The sequence below is a fragment of the Enterovibrio litoreus genome, assembly GCF_045679545.1.
Lineage (GTDB): Bacteria > Pseudomonadota > Gammaproteobacteria > Enterobacterales > Vibrionaceae > Enterovibrio.
Genome location: NZ_CP166194.1, coordinates 3,400,015 through 3,418,403 on the forward strand (window position 1 = coordinate 3,400,015; position 18,389 = coordinate 3,418,403).

General features: G+C 49.5%; 18 protein-coding genes. 8 read left to right on the top strand and 10 right to left on the bottom strand.

The window, feature by feature from the left end; translation table 11 throughout:
- The first annotated feature begins 97 nt into the window (after nt 1-97).
- The 3 genes from AB8599_RS15300 (at nt 98) to AB8599_RS15310 (ending at nt 3,868) form a co-directional block, all read left to right on the top strand.
- The gene (locus tag AB8599_RS15300; RefSeq protein WP_407331721.1) at nt 98-1,699 is read left to right on the top strand and encodes an AbgT family transporter; all 1,602 of its coding nucleotides are present in this window, start codon (nt 98-100) and stop codon (nt 1,697-1,699) included.
- 193 nt (nt 1,700-1,892) lie between these two features.
- Nucleotides 1,893-2,900, top strand: a complete 1,008-nt coding sequence (locus AB8599_RS15305) for an alpha/beta fold hydrolase (protein ID WP_407331722.1) — start codon at nt 1,893-1,895, stop codon at nt 2,898-2,900.
- Between the two features lie 158 nt (nt 2,901-3,058).
- A complete protein-coding gene (locus AB8599_RS15310) occupies nt 3,059-3,868 on the top strand; it encodes a Cof-type HAD-IIB family hydrolase (RefSeq protein ID WP_407331723.1) in 810 nt (269 codons plus the stop codon).
- 142 nt (nt 3,869-4,010) lie between these two features.
- On the opposite strand, the gene AB8599_RS15315 is transcribed toward AB8599_RS15310, so the two are convergent.
- Nucleotides 4,011-4,475 (bottom strand): EVE domain-containing protein, encoded by a 465-nt coding sequence (locus AB8599_RS15315; protein ID WP_407331724.1) that lies wholly within the window; start codon nt 4,473-4,475, stop codon nt 4,011-4,013.
- A gap of 74 nt (nt 4,476-4,549) precedes the next feature.
- Between AB8599_RS15315 and AB8599_RS15320 the strand changes: the two genes are divergently transcribed.
- The 3 genes from AB8599_RS15320 (at nt 4,550) to AB8599_RS15330 (ending at nt 8,281) form a co-directional block, all read left to right on the top strand.
- Nucleotides 4,550-6,118: a COG3650 family protein gene (locus AB8599_RS15320; RefSeq protein ID WP_407331725.1), complete on the top strand. Its 1,569-nt coding sequence runs from the start codon at nt 4,550-4,552 to the stop codon at nt 6,116-6,118.
- Nucleotides 6,119-6,139: 21 nt separating this feature from the next.
- Nucleotides 6,140-6,763 carry a tRNA-uridine aminocarboxypropyltransferase gene (locus tag AB8599_RS15325; RefSeq protein ID WP_407331726.1) on the top strand — a complete coding sequence of 208 codons (624 nt, stop codon included), beginning with the start codon at nt 6,140-6,142 and terminating at the stop codon, nt 6,761-6,763.
- A 75-nt stretch (nt 6,764-6,838) separates the two neighbouring features.
- Nucleotides 6,839-8,281 carry a coniferyl aldehyde dehydrogenase gene (locus tag AB8599_RS15330; RefSeq protein ID WP_407331727.1) on the top strand — a complete coding sequence of 481 codons (1,443 nt, stop codon included), beginning with the start codon at nt 6,839-6,841 and terminating at the stop codon, nt 8,279-8,281.
- A gap of 328 nt (nt 8,282-8,609) precedes the next feature.
- On the opposite strand, the gene AB8599_RS15335 is transcribed toward AB8599_RS15330, so the two are convergent.
- The 5 genes from AB8599_RS15335 to ftnA form a co-directional block, all read right to left on the bottom strand.
- Nucleotides 8,610-8,822: a cold-shock protein gene (locus tag AB8599_RS15335; RefSeq protein WP_016960596.1), complete on the bottom strand. Its 213-nt coding sequence runs from the start codon at nt 8,820-8,822 to the stop codon at nt 8,610-8,612.
- Nucleotides 8,823-9,151: 329 nt separating this feature from the next.
- A complete protein-coding gene (locus tag AB8599_RS15340) occupies nt 9,152-10,336 on the bottom strand; it encodes an NAD(P)/FAD-dependent oxidoreductase (protein WP_407331728.1) in 1,185 nt (394 codons plus the stop codon).
- An 89-nt stretch (nt 10,337-10,425) separates the two neighbouring features.
- Nucleotides 10,426-11,538 carry a mechanosensitive ion channel family protein gene (locus AB8599_RS15345; RefSeq protein ID WP_407333241.1) on the bottom strand — a complete coding sequence of 371 codons (1,113 nt, stop codon included), beginning with the start codon at nt 11,536-11,538 and terminating at the stop codon, nt 10,426-10,428.
- A gap of 131 nt (nt 11,539-11,669) precedes the next feature.
- The gene (gene uspB / locus AB8599_RS15350; protein WP_407331729.1) at nt 11,670-12,008 is read right to left on the bottom strand and encodes a universal stress protein UspB; all 339 of its coding nucleotides are present in this window, start codon (nt 12,006-12,008) and stop codon (nt 11,670-11,672) included.
- A gap of 55 nt (nt 12,009-12,063) precedes the next feature.
- The gene (gene ftnA, locus AB8599_RS15355; protein ID WP_407331730.1) at nt 12,064-12,591 is read right to left on the bottom strand and encodes a non-heme ferritin; all 528 of its coding nucleotides are present in this window, start codon (nt 12,589-12,591) and stop codon (nt 12,064-12,066) included.
- A 291-nt stretch (nt 12,592-12,882) separates the two neighbouring features.
- On the opposite strand from ftnA, the gene AB8599_RS15360 reads away from it, so the two are divergent.
- Nucleotides 12,883-13,308 carry a universal stress protein gene (locus AB8599_RS15360; protein ID WP_407331731.1) on the top strand — a complete coding sequence of 142 codons (426 nt, stop codon included), beginning with the start codon at nt 12,883-12,885 and terminating at the stop codon, nt 13,306-13,308.
- Between the two features lie 103 nt (nt 13,309-13,411).
- A complete protein-coding gene (locus AB8599_RS15365; RefSeq protein WP_407331732.1) occupies nt 13,412-14,287 on the top strand; it encodes a carboxylate/amino acid/amine transporter in 876 nt (291 codons plus the stop codon).
- A 120-nt stretch (nt 14,288-14,407) separates the two neighbouring features.
- Here AB8599_RS15365 and fre read toward each other — a convergent pair whose 3' ends face one another.
- The 4 genes from fre to AB8599_RS15385 form a co-directional block, all read right to left on the bottom strand.
- Nucleotides 14,408-15,127, bottom strand: a complete 720-nt coding sequence (fre, locus tag AB8599_RS15370) for an NAD(P)H-flavin reductase (RefSeq protein WP_407331733.1) — start codon at nt 15,125-15,127, stop codon at nt 14,408-14,410.
- Complete coding sequence (locus tag AB8599_RS15375) at nt 15,117-15,377, bottom strand: 2Fe-2S iron-sulfur cluster-binding protein (protein ID WP_407331734.1); 261 nt, start codon at nt 15,375-15,377, stop codon at nt 15,117-15,119. The genes fre and AB8599_RS15375 overlap by 11 nt, the downstream gene beginning before the upstream one ends.
- 21 nt (nt 15,378-15,398) lie before the next feature.
- Nucleotides 15,399-17,291 carry a 4-hydroxy-3-polyprenylbenzoate decarboxylase gene (gene ubiD / locus AB8599_RS15380; protein ID WP_407331735.1) on the bottom strand — a complete coding sequence of 631 codons (1,893 nt, stop codon included), beginning with the start codon at nt 17,289-17,291 and terminating at the stop codon, nt 15,399-15,401.
- A gap of 90 nt (nt 17,292-17,381) precedes the next feature.
- Nucleotides 17,382-18,380: a hypothetical protein gene (locus tag AB8599_RS15385; protein ID WP_407331736.1), complete on the bottom strand. Its 999-nt coding sequence runs from the start codon at nt 18,378-18,380 to the stop codon at nt 17,382-17,384.
- Nucleotides 18,381-18,389 lie beyond the last annotated feature (9 nt).

Here is an 18,389-nt window from a genome sequence, read left to right on the forward strand (position 1 = left end):
GTATTGAAATGCAGTCTTTAGTATTGCATTTATGCAATTAAATACCCTAACATGCTTACCAACCAAAGATGGACAGTTGTTTAACATGGAGGAACTGATGCAGACATCAGCTTCGCAACATCAAAACGGCGGGAAGCCGAAGAAATCCTTTTTTTCCCGTTTTCTCGATACCGTGGAATTTCTCGGTAACCTTCTTCCTCACCCGGTCACCCTCTTCGCCATTTTGTGTGTGGTTATATTCTTTGCATCGGGCATTGCAGGTTACTTTGGCATGTCGGTCGCTGATCCGCGCCCAGATGGCACTGCGGGTCGTGCTGCTGACGGCATGATATACGTTAAAAGCTTGCTTAACGCTGAAGGCGTGCAGCTTATTGTTATGAACCTCGTGAAAAACTTCACGGGATTTGCCCCACTAGGTACCGTGCTGGTCGCCATGATGGGTGTGGCGGTTGCAGAGCATTCGGGTCTGCTTTCTGCCACGATGCGATCGATGGTGATGGGCGCATCTCGCCGCATGGTTACCTTGACCATCGTCTTTGCAGGTATCATCTCTAACACGGCTTCAGAGTTGGGCTATGTGGTTCTCATCCCACTCGCAGCAATGATCTTCCACTCTCTGGGTCGTCACCCACTGGCTGGTCTTGCGGCGGCGTTTGCGGGTGTTTCTGGTGGCTATTCTGCCAACCTGCTGCTTGGTACGGTTGATCCACTGTTATCAGGCATTACCGAAACCTCTGCGCAAATGATCGACCCAACATACACGGTTGGCCCTGAGGCGAACTGGTACTTTATGTTTGCGTCGACCTTCCTGATCACCATTTTGGGTGCCTTGGTTACTGAGAAAATTGTTGAGCCCAAATTGGGTGAATACGATCAATCAATGGCGGCAGAAGATTTCGAAGCCAAAGAAGCAGGCAGGGTCACTGACATTGAAAAACGCGGTATGCGTAACGCAGGTATTGCGGCACTTATCGTATCCGCCTTGCTTGCACTCACCATCGTGCCAGAATGGGGCATTCTGCGTAACCCTGAAACGGGCTTGGTTGCAGGCTCTCCGTTCCTAAAAGGCATTGTTGCCTTCATATTAGTGTTCTTTGCGGTTCCAGGTTACGTCTACGGTAAAACCGTCGGCACCATGAAGACTGACCGTGATGTGATTGACGCGATGGCGAAATCCATCAGTGCGATGGGTCTTTACATTGTACTGGTGTTCTTTGCTGCTCAATTCGTCGCACTGTTCAAATGGACCAACTTTGGTCAGGTGATTGCTGTTGGCGGTGCCGACTTCCTGCAAAACATCGGTCTAACCGGCCCAATGCTGTTCTTCGCCTTCATCATTATGTGCGGCATCATCAACCTGACTCTGGGTTCAGCGTCTGCACAATGGGCAGTCACCGCGCCTATTTTCGTTCCTATGCTGATGCTGGTTGGCTATGCACCAGAAACGATTCAAGCGGCTTATCGTATTGGTGATTCAGTCACAAACCTTATCACCCCAATGATGAGCTACTTCGGCCTAATCTTGGCGGTTGCGTCACGCTACAAGCGAGATTTGGGTATAGGTACGCTGATCGCCACCATGCTGCCTTACACGCTGGTATTCTTGCTCGGTTGGAGTATCTTTTTCTACCTGTGGGTATTCGTTGCGGGCATGCCAGTGGGTCCCGGCTCAGCCACCTACTTTAACTTCGGCCAGTAAATTCTGAGATATAAAGAGAAACAGCCAGCATTTGCTGGCTGTTTTTGTTTGTGACTATTTGACCTTCAACAACGCCTAACCTTTGGTCTAGATGCCTCATTCTCTCTGACGACGGGTGAGATTTCATCACACATACCCAAGCACTTCTGGTGTGTCGTGATATGCTAAATAAAAACCCCTAACCGGAATGTACATGTCAATTGAACGCCCTTTTTTATTTTCTCGTGAAGACGAGTTAGCCACCACCATGACGGAACAGATTGCGCCATTTTGGGCAACTCGCCAGCAAGGGCAGATTATTGGCCAAGATGGCCTGCGTCTGCATTGGTGCGCCTTCACTAAGCCTGAACACACCCGCGCTATCGTGGTGGTCAATGGCCGCATTGAAGCGACTGAAAAATATAAGGAAGTGTTTTTCGATTTATTCCACCAAGGCTACGATGTTTATAGCTATGACCACCGCGGTCAGGGACAGAGCCACCGCTTAGTGACTGGCAGTGATATCGGCCATGTGGTGGATTTTGAGCACTACGTTGACGATCTCGAAACCTTTGTCGATGAAGTCGTGACACAAAAGCCTCATCAACAACGCATGATTTTGGCGCATTCCATGGGCGGTGCGATCGCCACCCTCTATGCGGCAAGAAAGCCAGCAGCCATTGACGCGATAGCGTTAAGCGCGCCAATGTTTGGCATTAATCTTTCGTCAACACTACAAAAGGTCGCCAAACCGCTGTGCCAACTGCTGTCCAAATTTCAGCATCCTGCAGGCTATGCGCCTGGTCAGGTTCCTTATTGGCTCAAACCGTTTAAGCACAATTTGCTCACCCATTCAGAAGCACGCTATCAATGGTTCCGCGAACTGTATGAGGACAATCAAACACTCAAGGTCGGTGGCCCAAGCAGCCAATGGATATGGCAAAGCATATCCGCTGCCGCCCGCACCATTGAGGCTGCCAGAATCATCGATATGCCCATGCTGGTGATGCAAGCAGCACGTGATGAAGTGGTTTGTAACCACGCCATGTTCCGTTTTCACCGAGAGCGTCAGGCACTCAATCTGCCGATACAGTTTGATATTGTGCCGAATTCTCGCCATGAACTCTTGTTCGAAAAGGATGTGACACGCGACATTGCGCTCAATCTGGCCCTGTCGTTTTTCGAGCGTCTATCTACTGCTCCTCTCGAGCAAACGACGTAAGCGCGTAATTGTCAGAGAGAAGTGGATAGATTAGAAGACGTGTCGGTTATTTCATCGAAACAGGAAAAAATAACCGACGATTTGATCCCTTTTCTTTCTTCTGCGCTTAGATACACTGAGTGCGTATTGAATTCTCTTCTCTTCGACTTGAGGTACACATGTACAGAATCGTTGCGTCCGATCTCGACGGCACCTTACTGACACCAGACCATAGTATCGCCCCTTACACTCGTGACGTCTTACAACGCCTTCATCAAAAGGGCGAGCATTTTGTTTTCGCAACCGGTCGTCACCATATCGATGTGGCACACATTCGCCAGAGCGTCGGCATCCCTGCATTCATGATCACCTCAAACGGTGCACGCGTTCACGATGAAGATGACAACCTCATTTTCAGCCGCAATGTCGAACCAGAGGTAATCACTGAACTGGTCAACATGATGAAGGACGATGAAACCATCACGATTCATATCTATCGTGAGAACGATTGGTTGCTGAACCGCGTTGACGAAGATTTGGCGAAATACCACAAAGATTCAGGTTTCAGCTTTACGCTGTTTGACCCAGAAAACCCGCCACTTGAAGACGTAGCGAAAATCTTCTTCATTCGTCATGATCATGATTACCTGACTGCCTATGAAAAGAAATTCATCGATACCTTCGGCGATAAAGTCAGCGTGGCTTTTTCTACGCCATTTTGTCTTGAAGTCATGGCGGCTGGCGTATCAAAAGGCGAAGCATTAAAGGCGGTGGCGGAAATCAAAGGCTTCAGCCTTGATGAATGCATCGCGTTTGGCGATGGCATGAATGATGTGGAAATGTTGACTGCGGCAAAAAAAGGCTTGGTGATGGCGACAGCACATCCACGCGTAAAAGCAACGCTGCCGAACAACGAAGTGATTGGCAGCAACGCCGACGAAGCCGTGGCACGCTATCTGGAAACGCACTTACTGGAAAATCAGCATTAACGACATGTATTGCTTAAAAGCGATGGCAACAAGCGTGTGCTATAACTAGACACGTAAGATGCAGTACGGCAGCGATTCCCCCCGCTGCCGTTTTCTTTTCAGTCACGTGACCTAATTCGCCAATTTCACTGACGCCCCCAGGCTACCTTTTGCGTGCTTCCGACATCGATAGGATCTCGTTCCACTGCATGTCAGTGACGGGCATGATGCTGAGACGGCTTCCCTTCTTGACCAGTGGCATCTCTTCCAGCACCGGATTCGCTTTTATCCGCGCCAAGGACACATAATTCAAATGCTGTCGGTATTCGACATCCACCATTATCCATCGAGGGTTTTCCGGCGAGCTTTTGGGGTCGAAGTAAGGGCTTTCGGGATCAAACTGAAAATGATCGGGATACGCAGCCTTCACCACTTCAGCGATACCCACCACGCCTACATCCTTGCACGAAGAGTGGTAGATGAACGCGAGATCGCCAACCTTCATCCCATCACGCATCATATTTCGTGCCTGATAATTGCGCACACCTTCCCAGCACGAGACCTTTTGCTGTTTTAAGGTGTCTATAGAAAAAGTATCAGGCTCGGTTTTTAATAGCCAATACGCCATAATCGCCCCATTGGTGTGAATGTCATCATCATGGTTTTACCCTTTTAGCCCATGAAAGAGAAGAGGAATCTCCGTTGCCAATTCTAAATCGCAGCCTTCCAAAACTGCTCGGCCTCACTGTTTTTATTAGCCTGCTTTCTGCCTGCAGCCAATCACCATCTGGGCCCGTTGAACTGGGAAACTCCGATGATTTACAAAAACAATCACCGCCTCAATCGGCACCAACGCCAGTACCACAGCGCTTTATGCTGCGTGGTGAAGTGACCTTAGGGCATGATGTAAGCGCCATCTCGCCATGCGGCAGTAATAGCCAATACTGGCTGCAACTTGCCCCATCACTCAGCCAGCAAGGCTTAGCCTTAAGCGCGAGCCCATACAGCACCATTTATGGCGAAGTGATTGGTGAGTTTGTCGCGCCATCGTCAGACGGCTTCGCAGCCGACTACCCCGCCACCTTCAAAGTCACGCAACTCAACCTGATGTCTGCAGAAATTGATGGCTGCCAGCAACCCCGTGACCGCACAGTCGCATCAGGCACTGAGCCTTTCTGGGGGGTGTCTGTTGAAAACAATACACTTCAATTTGACCGCTTAGGGTATGACAGCGAACGCTTCACGCTCACAGCTCGAAACATTAGCCCAGAAGCACGAATGTATCAGACCGATGGCGCGACACTGACACTTCGCCCAGCACTTTGTAGCGATGGCATGAGTGACAGCATCTATGGCTGGACATCCACTTTCACCAAGGGCAAGCAATCATGGCAAGGCTGCGCAACGTTATCGGCAGATGACCCCACCCAAGAGTGGGTCGGTAATTATCAAGGAGTCACCACACTTGGTGATACTCGCCTAACAACCACGGTCACCCTGAACCCAGATCATTCTGCCACCACGCATTATCAGCAAGCCAATGAGCCAGAACTCATCGAAACGGGCATTTGGCAGCAAGTAAACGCCAATGCTGTGCAAGTCATGATGACTCGCCATCAAGGCCAGTACCTGGTGAGTGAGCGTCTGTTTGAGCGAAATGGACTGACCCTGACTGCTGACAAAGAGATCGTCAACGGCCGCGAATACAGTCTCGGCGCGCAAGGGTTAACCTTATCTTTGATGGTCGGCAGCGAAATTGACGCGACAAACATTTCGCATGGTGCTGAACGATTAGCGGCGCATGGCGTAGAAGGTTCAGCGGAATTCAACCCAAAAGTTGATGCGGCGCTGAAAGCGTATTTGGGTGATACCGCCACAGAAGCCGCTGGTACGCGGTATCGCTGGTTAAGCGAAGATCTCAACAACGATGGCGACAACGAATTACTGGTCTTGACCGACTGGTGCGGTAGCGGCGGTTGTACCTTGTTAGTGTTTGCTAACCAAGATGGCGATTGGCGCTTCAATAGCCGCATAACCTTAGTGCATTTGCCTTTCCAGATGGGTAACGCCACACACAATGGCTGGCGTGATTTGATTATGCCTGTCGGTGGCGGCGGCGCTAAAGCCGCCACCCATGTGCTTCACTTTGACGGCAACCGTTATCCCTCGAACCCTTCGGTTGCCCCCGAGGTTAGTCTGCCTGACGCTACCGACACCTACCTGTTCTCAGATGGCATTTATCCACAACAGGAAGGCATTACGCTTAACTAATTGAACGGCGAGGAATACACATTGCCAACTAAACCTGCGCCGTGTGAACATTGCGGCTTTCATTACAACTGCTTGTGCGACCAAACTCCGTCGTTAAACAGCAATGTGCGTATTGAACTATTAATGCACGAAACCGAAGCCGACCGCCCCACCAATACCGGTCGGCTGTTGGAAGCGGCATTGCCGCATTGTCGACGACACATCTGGCACCGAAAAACACCGCCCGCAGAATTGCTAACCTTACTGGCAGACCCTGCCGTTCAACCCTATTTGGTTTTTCCAAGCGAAACGGCACGCCAATTAAAAGAAGTGACAGCAGGTTACTCGTCAGCATCATACGAAGAGCCCTACGCGAGGCCTCTGCATTTCATCATTGTTGATGCAACGTGGCAGCAGGCGCGCAAGATGCTGCGCCAAAGCCCTTGGCTGGAAGACATCCCAACGGTGGCACTGCCCGAAGGGCTAACAACCACCTATTCACTGCGCCGCAATCAACCTACAGGATCACTCTGTACCTGTGAGGTGGGTATTGAAATTTTAAGGGCGTTAAATGAAGAAGAAAACGTTCACGCTATGTCTACGTATTTTGAAGAATTTATGCGCGCTTTCGAGGCAGATCGCCAACATATCACGACATCACATTAGCATGTATCAAACTTGCAAACTGCTGAGGCAAACCTTAATGTTACGCAACGGATATCGCATGAAGGACGCGCAAATATGACCGTGGTATCGATGGCCAATAACACGCCAATTGAACAGCAGATCACTATGCTGGAAGCACAATTTTCCCGAAAAAGCGCATTAACTCGGCAGGTTGCTGACATTGGCTATGCCGAGCGCATTGAAGATTTAACTCGCCTGCAGCGCGTGCTGAAAACCCATACCGACGCGTTAGTTGATGCATTGTCTCAAGATTATGGTCATCGCAGTCAAACCGATACCCTAATGGCAGACATCATGCCTTGCTTTCAGATGCTTCGTTATACCAAACGCAAGCTCAAGCGCTGGATGAAGCCTTCGCGCCGCTCTGCGGGCCTCTTGCTTGCCCCCGCCAAAGTTGAAATTCACTATCAACCCCTTGGCGTCGTCGGCATCATCGTGCCGTGGAACTTCCCTATCACCTTAAGCCTGATCCCCCTGATGACCGCCATCGCAGCGGGCAACCGCGTGATGCTCAAGATGAGTGAATTCACGCCACTCACCAATCAGGTTGTCAAAACCATGCTCAAAGAGGCGTTTTCTGAAGACAAAGTGAGTGTGATTGAAGGTGATGTCGCCGTGGCAACCGCGTTTACCAAACTGCCTTTCGATCACCTGCTGTTTACTGGCTCGACCGAAGTGGGTAAGAAAGTGATGGAAGCGGCTTCCGCAAACCTCACACCTGTCACGCTAGAATTGGGGGGAAAGTCCCCCGTTATCATCGCGCCTGATATTGCACCGGAAATCGCGGCTGAGCGCCTGCTATTTGGGAAGAACCTCAATGCTGGGCAAATCTGCGTCGCCCCTGACCACATTTTTGTTCATGAAGATAAACTGGATGATGTCGTCGAAGCGCTTCGCGTTCAATGGAAAGCCGCCTACCCCGCAGGTATTCAAAGCGATGATCGCACGGCCATTATCAATGACCGCCAATTCGCCAGACTCGAGTCTTTGATTGATGATGCACAAAAACGTGGCGTCACCGTTATCCCGCTGAGTGAAGAAGCCATCTTGCCAGCAACACGAAAAATGGCCCTGCATCTGGTGATCAACCCACCCGCAGACAGCGCTATCATGCAGCAAGAAATCTTCGGCCCCTTGCTACCCATCATCACATATCACGATGTGCAGGATGTGCTCTCGACCATTCGAAACATGCCGCGCCCATTAGCGTTGTACTTAATGTCCTTTGATGATGATTTCACGCGCCATGTCATCCGACACACTCACTCAGGCTCTCTCGCCATCAATGACACGATTATGCAAGTCGCCGTTGATGATGCGCCATTTGGCGGCGTGGGCCCATCTGGTTTAGGTCACTACCATGGCATCGAAGGCTTCCGCACTTTCAGCCATGCCAAAACCGTGTTCAGCCGAGGCAAACTCAACCCCGGCAAGCTAATGACACCGCCATATGGAAAATGGTGGCAAAAGATCATGTTCACGTTGTTTTTGCGGTAAGCCATCCTCGAACAGACACAAAAAATGGCGCTGCTATTCCGTGGCGCCTTTTTCAAAATCCCCAAAAATTAAAAATAACAAATCTCGCGACATAAAACAGGTGTGCGTTATTTTTTAAAATATATTCAAGAACGTGAAATAAAACGTAGGTGCAACGTCATAGAAGCATCAATAAGCAAGGGGCGCGATGATAAATTGAAGTGCTGATATTTTTAGAGGGTGATTTTAATCTAGAAAAGAGGTGTAAATAGAAGGCATGGAGCGAGAGCGATTTATTGCAGGCGAAAAAAAACGCAGATGGATAACCACCTGCGTCCTTCTTTCGAAATTACAGAGCTACTACGTTAGCAGCTTGTGGGCCTTTTTGGCCTTGCTCAACTTCGAAAGATACTTTTTGGCCTTCAGCCAGAGTTTTGAAGCCTTCAGAAGCGATAGCACGGAAGTGAACGAATACGTCAGCACCGCCGTTGTCTTGAGTAATAAAACCAAAACCTTTCTCTTCGTTAAACCACTTTACTAGACCAGTTGTTTTGTTAGACATGATGTGTCCCTTAAATATTAATTCATAAGAAATTTCGCAAAAATGCGATGCACTGAAAGCTTGAATTATTGAATGTTACGATGAAGCTAAGGGAAACACAGAGGGCACAACAATTGGAAGGCAAACTGAATTTTTACTTTTACTTTTACGTCTTTCATTAATAACCCTGTTCAACAGAGCGAGATGGATAATACCCCAACGCCCATTTTTGTAAAGGTTTATTTTTAACGTTTAGCGAATAAAATTTGCGCACCCAGACCGAGGCCGGCCACCTCCTAAAAATGGACGCAACAGACCTCGATTCAAGTCTTTAATTTACTTACGGCTAATCACACATTCTGCCCAGCAACCCAGCCGGAACTCCACGCCCACTGGAAGTTGTACCCCCCCAACCAGCCGGACACATCCATCACTTCACCGACAAAATAAAGCCCTGCAACTTTTTTGGCTTCCATGGTTTTAGATGAAAGCTCATCGGTATCCACGCCACCTAAAGTCACTTCCGCCGTGCGATAGCCTTCTGTGCCATTGGGTGCGATGTTCCATTGATGCAGGTAATCTGCCAGCGATGCGATTTCTTTTGGCGTAAGCTGCTTGAGCGGCTTGTCTTCCATATCACCGCGCGTGATCATGGCTTCGACCAGACGCTTTGGCAACAAGCGGGACAGGCTGTTTTTCAGGCTCTGCGCTGGATGCTTCTCACGCATTGCGTTGATGGTGTCTGTCAGATCTAAATCCGGCAACAAATTCACCGTGACTTTCTCACCCGGCACCCAGTATGAGCTTATCTGCAACACCACAGGGCCAGACAAGCCGCGATGGGTAAACAGAAGGTTCTCTTTGAAAGTGACTCCACTTTCTGAGGTGATGGTGACGGGAATGGCAATACCGGACAAATCAGCAAACGCGACTTTGTCTTTGTCGTGCAAGGTAAATGGCACCAGGCCTGCGGTGGTCGGTATGCGCTTCAAGCCAAACTGCTCTGCAACGTGATAACCAAATGGGGTTGCACCGAGTTTTGGCATCGACAGCCCACCCGTTGCTACCACCAATGACTGGCACGCTACCGTGTCGGTATCGAGTTTTAAGGTGAAGCCATCTTCAGTCTTCTCAATGTCGTGCACATCGCAGCGATAGCGTTGTTCGACATTGGGCATATCGCACTCTTTTAGCAGCATTTCTACGATATCTTTCGCCGAATCGATACAAAATAGCTGGCCATGTTCACGCTCTTCCCACGCAATGCCGTATTCGTTAATCATGGAAAAGAAATCCCACTGGCTGTATTGCGCTAGCGCGGACTTAGCAAAATGCGGATTGCCGCAGACAAAGTTAGATGCCGTCACGTCGTAGTTGGTGAAGTTGCAACGACCACCGCCGGAGATCAAGATCTTCCTCCCCGGTTTTTTGCCGTTATCGACCACCAGCACGGAACGACCGCGCTTACCCGCCTGCGCCGCACACATTAAGCCTGCTGCCCCTGCGCCAATGATCACCAAATCAACTTGTTTCATCTCTACACTCTACTGCTTGAATAACGAACTGCATGAAATAGGGCGGCATTGTAGCCGCCCTGATCCGCTTGAGCCAGTGTGTTTATGACTCAGTGCTTGTTCGATGCTGCTTGGATGGCCTCAGGCACGGGAATGGCTGTTTCGGTCATCTCACCTTTATCAAAGCTGATGGTGCGCGATGGGAACGCAAAGTCTGCGCCATGTGCATGAACAATCTCGACAATCTTTAACATCACATCCTGCTTCACTTCGTGATAGCGCGACCAATTAATGGTTTTGGTAAAGGTATAGATGAAGAAGTTGAGCGAAGAGTTGGCAAATGCATCGAAGTTCACCATCAAGGTCGAACGCTGCTCAATATCAGGATGGTTTTCCAGCATGGTTTTGACGTCTGCCACGATGGCCGCCATTTTGTCGGCATCTTTGTAACGAAGTCCTATGGTTTCTTTGATGCGGCGATGCTGCATGCGTGAAGGGTTCAGCACCACAATGCTACTAAACACCGAGTTCGGCACATACAGGGGGCGGCTTTCAAAGCTGCGGATCATGGTCATTCGCATACCGATGCGCTCTACCGTGCCTTCGATGTTGCGATCAGGAGAGCTAATCCAATCACCCACACTGAAAGGCCGATCGAAGTAAATCATCAACCCCCCGAAGAAGTTGGACAGTAAATCTTTAGCCGCTAAGCCGACAATAAGGCCACCAACACCACCAAAGGTGAGCAAGCCTGTCAGGCTAATACCAAAGGCTTGTAGCGCCGTTAATACGCCCACAACGGCCAACAGCAAACGCAGTATATGCCCCATTGCAGAAACGGTGGTTTGGTCGCGTGTATCGGATTTCATCAAATACGCTTCGATACGATTAACCAGCCGCAGCAATATCCAAAGGATAACGCCAAAAACAAGCACCCGACGTGACACCACCAGCCAGCTTTCACTGACTTTCGCCGTGGCTTCTAGCAGGCTGTCGAGGACATAACTCGACGGCCAAAGCCATATCAAGACACTAATGGGCGTGCTCACGGTTTGGAGTAAAATGGTGTCCCACTCGGTTTTTGTCTTTTGAGCAATCGCGACCAAACGCCCAAAGACGACGTGCCACACTAACCAGGCAAACGCGGCCATCGCCAGTAGTATGGCAATGTGTTCAACCCATTCCAAATTGATGCCTTCGGAACTCGAATGCCACCACGCCATGAATCGATCCACGTCGATCTCCCCCTTTCTGTCAGGTGTTTTAATGTCGGTGTATTGTTTATTGATGTTGAGGGTAACAAAAAAAACGCCGACATCAGTCAGCGTTTTCGTAGATATGACTTACTGATGAGCTAAAGACCTGCGAACGCCACAAAAAAGAGTGAAACAACCAAAGCGAGTACGAGGGCAGTCGATAGGATAAACAAGTGTCTGACTTTGTTGCACTTGGCAATAAAAGCCTCATCATGATGGTGAAGATATTCCTGACTTCGAATGTAATGATATAAGCGTTTTTGACGACTGATATCACCTTGGGAAGAAAAGAAATTATTGCCACGGTTCATCTGCTGATAAAGCAGTGGGTTGGCTTCTCGCATCATCACGAGTAGAACGCGAAGCGAACTCACATAGCGCAGGATATTCGCCAGCGTAACGAAAAAAATCGCGATAATTAATGCGTCTCCGCTCATGGTCTCATCTCCCTTGTTGCCTATGAGAAGCCTGAGCGAAGACGGAATACGCGTCTTAAGCCACAGGGCTATCCATCACAGAAGTGGGTGCTTGTTTGGCCATTTCTGCCAAATCTTTATCAATGAAGAAGAGGGCTTTTCCGTCTTCCCCTACCAGTTCAATCTTGTCGATAACGCTCTTGAAGAGTTTCTCTTCTTCGTGCTGTTCGGCGACATACCATTGCAAGAAGTTAAACGTAGAATAGTCCTGCGTGGTAAACGCGACGTGTGCCAAATGATTAATTTTCTCAGTAATGAGTTGTTCGTGTTTGTATGTTTCACGAAATACTTCACCAAGTGATTCGAAATGGTGACGCGGCGCTTCAATCGTGCCCAATATTGGCATCGCTCCTGTCTCACTCACGTAAGTGAACAGACGCTGCATATGCTCCATTTCTTCTTGTGCATGCTTACGCATAAACTGCGCAGCACCTTCAAATCCTTTGTCCTCACACCACGCGCTCATCTGTAAGTATAGGTTTGATGAAAAAAACTCCAAATTAATCTGCGCATTCAGTTGCTCGATCATCGGTTTTGCTAGCATGCTCTGTGTCCTTTTTATTCAATCTAATAGGCATTCTGTCTGTCGAGAGAGTGCATTTCAACCCCCTCTAACAATCTGAGAGGACAAGTTCACTTGGCACACACCTGCATTGAGATCTCTGCAACAGTCTTGGTTTGGAGACGATGGTAGTTTTTGATTAGTTTTCATTGCAAGCATACTTGGAATTGCCTGCAACCCTGATTTTTACGAGAAAGATTGCGTAGTAAACGCTACTCATCACTAATATTGATCATGTAGGCAGTACACAGCGTGCAAATTAGGAGTTAAGCCATGGGCTATAAACACATTTTGGTGGCAGTCGATCTTTCTGCAGACAGCGAAGCACTAGTTCAAAAAGGCGCTGCGCTGGCTAAACCCCTTGGAGCCAAACTGTCGCTGATCCATATCGACGTTAACTATGCGCAGCTTTATACCGGCCTCATTGATGTCAATCTGGTGGAGACACGCAACCATATTATTGATGAAGCTCAGTCGCAATTGAACACACTGGCAAAACACGTGGACGTGCCTGTCACGCATTCGCTGGTCGCCAGCGGTGATTTGGCCGAGGAAATCACCGAATCTATTGGTCATTTCGGCATTGATCTCGTCATTTGCGGTCATCATCAGGATTTTTGGAGTGCACTGGTTTCGTCCGCCAAACAACTGATCAATAAAACCCCTGTCGATATGCTGATGGTGCCGCTGCCGAGCTGATCGCACGCGCCCAACACGCTGCTCCGTCCAGATCGCCGCTCCCTGCCTATTGCCGTAATTTCCGGTACACTTTGCGGCAATTAGTTACCAAATAGGGATTTTTATGGGTTACCTCGCGTTTATTACCCTCTTGTGGGCATTTTCTTTTAGCTTAATTGGCGTTTACCTAGCCGGGCAGGTAGATGCCTGGTTTTCAGTCGTCACCCGCGTAGCGTTGGCGGCGGTCGTTTTTTTGCCATTCTTACGTCTTAAAGGCGTACCGCGCCCACTCATGCTTAAGCTAATGGCTATCGGTGGCGTTCAGCTTGGTCTGATGTATTGCTTCTACTATCAATCCTTTTTGTATCTCTCTGTACCAGAAGTGCTGCTGTTTACCGTGTTTACGCCCATCTATGTCACGCTAACGTATGACTTACTGCATCGCCGTTTCTCACCTTGGTACCTGATGACCGCAGCACTGGCCGTGCTTGGCGCTGTGGTGATTAAATTCGCGTCGGTAAACCCGAACTTTATGTTGGGTTTCTTGATTGTCCAAGGAGCAAACCTCTGTTTTGCCATCGGACAAGTCAGCTACAAAGTGGTAATGGAGCGAACGGAGACAGACGTGCCGCAACATACGGTATTTGGTCTATTTTACCTTGGCGCATTGTGTGTGGCTTTGCCTGCCTTTCTGCTGCTCGGCAACACGGACAAACTGCCTACCACATCATTGCAATGGGGCATTTTGATTTATCTTGGTACTGTGGCATCAGGCTTGGGCTATTTCCTTTGGAACAAAGGCGCAACACTGGTCAATGCGGGTGCACTGGCGGTGATGAACAATGCGTTGGTACCGGCAGGAATTGTGGTCAACGTGCTTATCTGGAATCGCGATGCAGACTTAGGGACACTAGCAATGGGTGGCGCAGTGATTTTGGCCTCGCTCTGGCTCAATGAAACCTGGGTGAAAAAGAAAATTGCGGCATCCGCGCACGCATAACCCTCTGCACTCTTTTTCTTTTGATACAAAAACACCGCCAACAGGCGGTGTTTTTGTATTCGGTTTGGCTGTGCTTAGTCGGCGCAGTGAATACTCGCCCCAAGCTACTGCCTATCAGGTTTACAGAAAGGCAAACGCATCTGCAAAAAGGTGGTCACGTTCTGCGCCTCGTTCGGTGCAGAACATCTCACGTGCTGCACCTGCCATTTCAAAGCGACCTGCAATGTACACGTCGTACGCCGACAGCGAGATGAAGTCTTCCATCACGGCTTGCAGCACATTGCCTTCTTTGCCGCTCCAACCTTCAAGTGTGTTTTCCACCACAGGAATGTAAGTCAGTTGGCTGTTTTTCAATGCGAGCGCTTCCATTTCATCATTGGCATAAAGCTGGCTGATATCACGCCCGCCCCAATATAGGAAAATCGGCTGATTGAAACCTTGGCTCAAACAATGGTCCAGCATGCTGCGCACGTAAGAAAATCCTGTACCACCCGCAATCAAAATCAATGGGCGTTGACGCTCCTCGCGAAGCCATGCATCCCCATGCGGCGCTTCAATCACAAAGGATTGTTCGCCTTTTGCGAGTGCCTCTTGTGCTGCTTTCACCACATCCATAGCGTAAGCGTTTTCTTCTGCCGCACCAATGTGCAGTTCAAGCTCGTGACCGTTTTGACGGCATGGGCTGCTGGCAATCGAGAACGGGCGCTTGTCTTTCTCGCCCATCACCGCGAGCAGGTATTGACCCGCTTTGTAGCTCACAGGATGCTCAGGCTTTAATAAGATTCGATAGGTGTTATTGGTCAGTGACGACACTGACGTTACTTCACATTTAATAGTCATCGCTTTCCTCAAAACTAACCACCAGATCACTGCTGGGAATGGCCTGGCAGGCAAATATCCAACCTTGCTCTTTTTCTTGTTCGGTGAGCATAGGCTCAAGATGATAACGCACATCACCTTCTATCAACCTGCAAAGGCATGTTGCACAAGCACCGATCTGACAACGGTTAGGAAATGCTATTCCTGCGCTGAGCGCGCCTTGTAATAGTGTTTGGTGTGCAGCAACCTCAAACTCGGCTCCTGCTGGCATTAGGTTTACTTTATACACGGATTAAATACCCAATTTTTCCCACATGCTGTCGACGTTGGCGACAATTTGCGGATCTTTGGCTATCGGTGTCCCCCACTCTCGGGTGGATTCTCCCGGCCATTTATTGGTGGCATCTAACCCCATTTTAGACCCCTGCTCTGCAACTGGCGACGCATCTTGGCAATCGCGGGTCGAGGCTGAAGGCGCGAACAGGGTATCACGAGCCGGATCCATGCGGGTGGTTATTGCCCAAATTACGTCGTTCCAGTCGCGTACGTTGACGTCGCCGTCATCAAACACCATCACAAACTTGAGGTCGGTAATCGGCCCGAATAATGACCAAATCCCTTCCATGACGCGGGGTCCATGGCCAGCTGAATCTTTTTTGATGGTTACCAATGCCATGCGACTCGCATTGGCCTCAAGCGGCAAATAGAGTTCGACGATTTCTGGAAACTGTTCGCGCACTGCGCTGATTGCCGCTTCCAGTGCAACGGGATCGGGCACTGAATCATTCTGTGCGGGATAGTTAGTGGTTTCGGCTTCCCATTTAATGGTGGCATCTATACCCATTTTGGAGCCTAACCCCACGACAGGGGATGCAAAATCGAGTGAATCAATGGGGGTGTTTTCGATAAGCAGCGTATCTCGCATCGGATCCATGCGAGTCGTCATGGCTTGAATAACACTGTGCCAATCACGTGTATCCACGTCTTCATCCACCACGATGACGTATTTGGTGTACATGAACTGACGCAGGAAAGACCACACGCCCATCATCACGCGCTTGGCATGTCCTGGGTATTGCTTCTTCATGCTGACCACGGCCATGCGATACGAACAGCCTTCCGGCGGCAGATAGAAATCCACAATCTCGGGAAATTGCTTTTGCAAAATCGGCACGAACACTTCGTTGAGTGCGACACCCAGCACGGCAGGTTCATCCGGTGGACGCCCTGTATAGGTGCTGTGATAAATCGGTTTTTGACGCATGGTAATGTGCGTCACAGTAAACACATGATGACGCTCAACTTCGTTGTAATAGCCAGTGTGATCGCCATATGGCCCTTCGTCAGCAAACTCATTCGGGTCGATATACCCTTCCATCACAATTTCTGCGCTGGCAGGTACATCTAAATCATTGCTGATGCTTTTGACGACTTGGGTCTTACTGCCACGAAGCAAACCCGCAAATGCGTATTCAGACAAAGTATCGGGCACGGGTGTGACCGCACCAAGAATCGTCGCAGGATCTGCACCATAGGCTACCGACACCGGAAAGGGTTTGTCTGGGTGCGCTTCCATCCATTCACGCAAGTCCAGCGCGCCACCTCGGTGTGCCAACCAACGCATGATCACCTTGTTTTTACCGATTTTCTGCTGACGATAAATACCGAGGTTCTGACGCTTTTTGTTCGGCCCACGGGTAATGGTTAACCCCCAAGTCAGCAGCGGCGCTACATCATCCGGCCAGCAACTCATCACCGGAATTTTATCCAGATCGACATCGTCACCTTGCCACACGATGTCCTGACACGGCGCTTTGCGCAGTTTTTTGGCTGGCATGTTTAACACTTGTCGAAACACAGGCAGCTTGTCCAAGGCATCTTTAAAGCCCTTTGGCGGCTCAGGCTCTTTTAGATAAGCCAACAATTTACCGACTTCACGCAGCGCAGTGACATCTTCTCGCCCCATGCCCATGGCGACACGTTTAGGCGTACCAAACAAGTTTGCCAAAACAGGAATATCGTAACCGACCGGGTTTTCGAACAATAATGCTGGGCCGCCGTCACGCAGGACGCGATCCGCGATTTCTGTCATTTCTTGGTTTGGGTCGACAGGATGAGAGATGCGTTTTAGTTCACCGACAGATTCCAGATAGTCGATAAACGCGCGTAAATCAGTAAATTTCATAGCCTTCCCGGATGAGATGTGAGGGGTTGATTATAACGAGATGTGTCACGGGTAACACGTGTGAAAAAATAGAAACGAGGGACGTATCCGTTAGCTTTTGACGCTATCCAATCCGTTCTTAATATTACGACGAGTCACGCCCGACACTTGTTGCTGCAGTTGCTCTAACCAGGCACTGTGTCCCTGTTCAGCAAGCAAAGCCGCAACAGACTTACCACGTTGGCGATCGCCAATCTGCTTTAGCAAAAACGACTTCACATCGTCAGGAAGCGGATGCAAGCCCGTCAGTTGTCGAATCGCTGTCTCGGCCAATACGGGGTTAACCGTCGCAGCGATCATCTGATTAATCTGTTGCTGGCCAACAGGCGGTGAATCCATTTTGTGTAACGCTGCCAAACTAAAGCTATCCGTGCGGCGGAGCCAGAGCAAATTATACAGTGCATTGCTGCCCGTTTGATTGGCTAGCGCGGCCAAAACTGCATTGTCTGGACTCCATACCATGCTCTTGTCTGCAAGATACAGCGCTTCAAGTTTACTGAGCGCCTGCGGTGACAGGCCAGGAATCAAGCCCACTAATGCCTCTCGACGCAAGGTGTAATCATTGGAGGAGAACGACAACCAAGTCGCCAACGACAGTTGATCGTAATTGAGCAGTCTATTCGCCTCGTCGCCCAATAATTTTATCTTCCAGCGATTGAGTACCCACTTCGCTTCACCCGCATAGTTAAAAGCAGGCATGGTCACCCAGTAGCCATTACCCTGACTTTTCACTAAGTATTTAGGCTGTTGATGGCTAATGGTGACAAGAAACTTTTCGATCTCTGGCGTCATGTTGGAAAAGGTAATCGCTCGGCGAGCTAGTACCGTCAATGCTTCTTCGCGCGACAATTCCGGCAAAACAGCCAGATAGCTTTCAAGCTGTGGGATCTGATTGGCATCAAACAAAGAAGTTGCATGGAGAATAGAGGATACGGTCTTGGGATCGGCGATATGCGACGCCACGTCATCAGGCGATATCGTGATGGCTCGCGATACAGCGCCAAAGAGGGTGAAGAACAATATGATTAGTAAAGCGAGTGAACGTTTCATCCCAGAAAT